The organism is Muriicola sp. Z0-33, assembly GCF_026126425.1.
Classification (GTDB): domain Bacteria; phylum Bacteroidota; class Bacteroidia; order Flavobacteriales; family Flavobacteriaceae; genus JAFMPW01.
Genome location: NZ_JAFMPW010000030.1, coordinates 1 through 3,169, shown reverse-complemented (window position 1 = coordinate 3,169; position 3,169 = coordinate 1). Strand labels below are relative to the sequence as shown.

General features: G+C 33.6%; 4 protein-coding genes. All 4 read right to left on the bottom strand.

Going from position 1 to position 3,169, the window contains the following annotated elements; all coding sequences use genetic code 11:
• Positions 1-77 precede the first annotated feature (77 nt).
• A complete protein-coding gene (locus tag J1G40_RS18210; RefSeq protein WP_265244092.1) occupies positions 78-350 on the bottom strand; it encodes a DUF6090 family protein in 273 nt (90 codons plus the stop codon).
• Positions 351-368: 18 nt separating this feature from the next.
• A complete protein-coding gene (locus J1G40_RS18205) occupies positions 369-1,142 on the bottom strand; it encodes a DUF6090 family protein (protein WP_265244091.1) in 774 nt (257 codons plus the stop codon).
• Positions 1,143-1,399: 257 nt separating this feature from the next.
• On the bottom strand, positions 1,400-2,110 hold the full coding sequence (locus J1G40_RS18200; protein ID WP_265244090.1) for a DUF6090 family protein: 711 nt from the start codon (positions 2,108-2,110) through the stop codon (positions 1,400-1,402).
• 254 nt (positions 2,111-2,364) lie between these two features.
• The gene (locus J1G40_RS18195; RefSeq protein ID WP_265244089.1) at positions 2,365-3,099 is read right to left on the bottom strand and encodes a DUF6090 family protein; all 735 of its coding nucleotides are present in this window, start codon (positions 3,097-3,099) and stop codon (positions 2,365-2,367) included.
• Positions 3,100-3,169 lie beyond the last annotated feature (70 nt).

Genomic DNA, 3,169 nt, shown 5'->3' with positions numbered 1-3,169 from the left:
TAGAAAAAAACAGTCCAGGGAAAATCATTTAACTTCGTGAAAGCACTCTCTTAAATTTTAACCCAAAAAGTTCAGATTTATTTGACGACATACACCGCATTAAGATTCTTATTGATTTCATATTCTTTCTGCAGTTGTTTATTTTTTATTTCAAAATCAGTTTTCAAATCTCTGAGTAATCCAATTTCCTCAATTCTTTGTTTCTTTAACTCATTCCAATTATTAATAGATAGTGCAATCAAAATCCCTATAACTACCAGTACAATCTCACCAACGGCATAAATCAGATATTTGCTGAACTTGTTTTCAGTCAGTAGTCTTTGTCTAATTTTTCTAAAGAATTTTATCATTGGTCTTTGCTGAAGATTTTAATCATTAATTAGTTTGTCTAATTCTACTTTAAGCAAAATTTTTAAGGTTTTGGCCTGATTATAGATATCGTCATAACTTTTTTCAGCCCCCAACTTGTTTTGAATAACATAGGGTATGTGCTCCAAAAATTTGGGTTTTTTCAACATGCGTTCAAATGTTTCTTTTGCCTCAACCGCACTATAATTTTTGGTAATATAATAATCGCCCATGTCTATAACTTGACTTGTTGTAAAAATGCCCTGTTTAAGGTGAGAATAATTAAGCTGAATGTCTTGTTGGAGAAAATTATATTGCCCTTCGTATGATGTCCAAGAGTAGTATTTTTGAAGTGCTGCCCTGAGAGCCTCATTACTAATTAGAGAAAGATTTCCACTGGATTTAAGTTCTTCAAATACATTGTCGGAAATAAGTGGTATATTGGTATAACCAGCATGTTCGATACTTTTCATAAAGTAACTGGAAGAATCTACGGCCAGCTGAGGCTTATCTATCGTCCTCAACAAAAAATCAGCACGATGAATACGGCTTTTATTTAAAGAAATAGCAATTAAAATGTTTTCTAGATTGGTGTTTAATTCAACTTCAAAACGCTTAAGGAATCTTTTTTCTTGAATGCGTTCTTTTCTCTGTTCATTCCAATTATTAATGCTCAAAGCAATCAAAATTCCGATAACCACAAGTATAATCTCACCAAAAGCATACAGCAGATATTTACTGAATTTGTTTTCGGTCAGTAATTGTTGACGGATGCGTCTGAAGAATTTAATCATATCTTTTGTTTTTTTGGCCTGCGCACCGCCTGGCTCCTCACTATCAAAGGTCTAGCAGACCTTTGCTTTCCGTTCGGCCCTCTAAAGAATTTTATCATTGGTTAATGGTTGGTTATAATGAAGCACAACGTGTTCGTATATGGCCAGTACCGCTCTTCACAACAACAGGTTACACGAAAATTAATTAGGATAAAAGGTAATTAATTTTTGGGTAAGGGTAGAGGCATTTGCTATATACGTTGTTGTGCTTTCGTTCTTTAATCATTTCCCAAATATTCTTGAATTTCAGTTATCATTTCCGTGGTCTCCTCCAAAATTGCTTTGTGGGATTGAATCACATCGTCTTTCCATTTTTGTTTGGCAATCAAAAGCAATTGGTACTTTCGTGTTGTTTCAAGATCCGTGAATTTACCCAGCCGAAAACCTTCAAAATAGAATGGATTGGCAAAGATGAAATCGGCTATTTTGTTAAATAGTGATATACCGACCATGTCGATATTCTTAATTTGCTGGGCATAGCTAACATCGAAAAGGTGCGTTAACCTCAGCTTCAAAGTATCATTTTTTACTATGTCCAGACCGATCGTTTTTAAATTATCGTAGGAAGAACTGGAAATTGAAAGTGACTCCCTGTAGACCACCATACTAAAATATGCGTCCAAAGAATCGGTCGGATGAAAGTTGTGAGTTAAGGCAAATACTTTTTCAATGGCTCGAGCGTGTCTTTTTTCTGTATTTATATTTTCAATCAGTTCATTTTCATTGGTCTTTAGATTTGCTAATATCTCTCGTAAAAGCTTTCTCTCTTTTTGGACCAGTTTTCTTTCTTCATTCCAGTTGTTGATGGAAAGAGCGATTAGGATTCCAATAACCACAAGAATTATCTCTCCGATTGCATAAATAAGATATTTACTGAATTTATTTTCAGTTAGCAATTTTTGCCGGATACGACGGAAGAATTTAATCATGGTCTAATTTAAACATTTATTCAGTCCGCAAGCGGCTATCTCAACCAAAGGTCTACCAGACCTTTGCTTGCCGTTCGCCCTCTAAAGACTTTTATCATTGGTTAGCGGTTTCTTATAATGAAGCACAACGTCATTGTGTATGGTGTGTGCCAGCTAATAGGCACTCAACAGTAACACAAAAAACTATTAGAATGAAGATAATGATTTTTTGAGTTTAGGTTGCAGCGTGGGCTATACACGTTGTTGTGCTTTCGTTATGTATCTTTTAACCGTTTAACTTCAATAGTTAAATCTTCAATAAGGAATTCTATTAAAGGTTCTGTTTTTTTCAATGCATCTAAATATTTACCTAAACTATAATAAGCTTCTGCCTTCATTGCTAAATACATTTTTTTATCATTCTTCAATTTTATTTTGTCTTCATTATTCAAACCTTCTAACATGTCAATTTCATTTACGAACAGAGGTGTTGAAATCCTTTCATAATGAGTTTCATCATAATTGTTCTTTAGGCTCTTTATATAGCTGTAATTATTACCATAAAGGTCAAGGAGTTTAGATTTAATACTATCATTAGATAAGATGTCCATACTGATAGATTGAAGGTTGTCAAACGCCACAGTATTGAGAACTAAGTCCCATTGTCCTAAATTTTGAAAGAAGAGTTGCCTTATTGAATCATTACTAATATTGTCATTTTCGTAGAATCCAGATTTAAGCAAGCTAAAAGCCTCTATCTGCTTTTCTGTTTTTTGAATGCAAGGTGTTATTTGATTGTTCAGGTCATTTTCTAGGTTGTTAAGGATATTTTCGAGATGAAATATTTCTTTTCTAGTTTCTATTTTGTCTTGATTCCAATTATTTATTTGAAGTGCGATGAGAATACCAATGACGACAAGTATAATTTCTCCAATTGCATAAATCAAATACTTACTGAATTTATTTTCAGTTAACAATTGTTGTCTAATACGTCTGAAGAACTTTATCATATCTTTTATTATTTTGGCCTTCGCACCGCCTGGCTCCTCACTATCAAAGGTCTACCAGACCTTTGCTTGC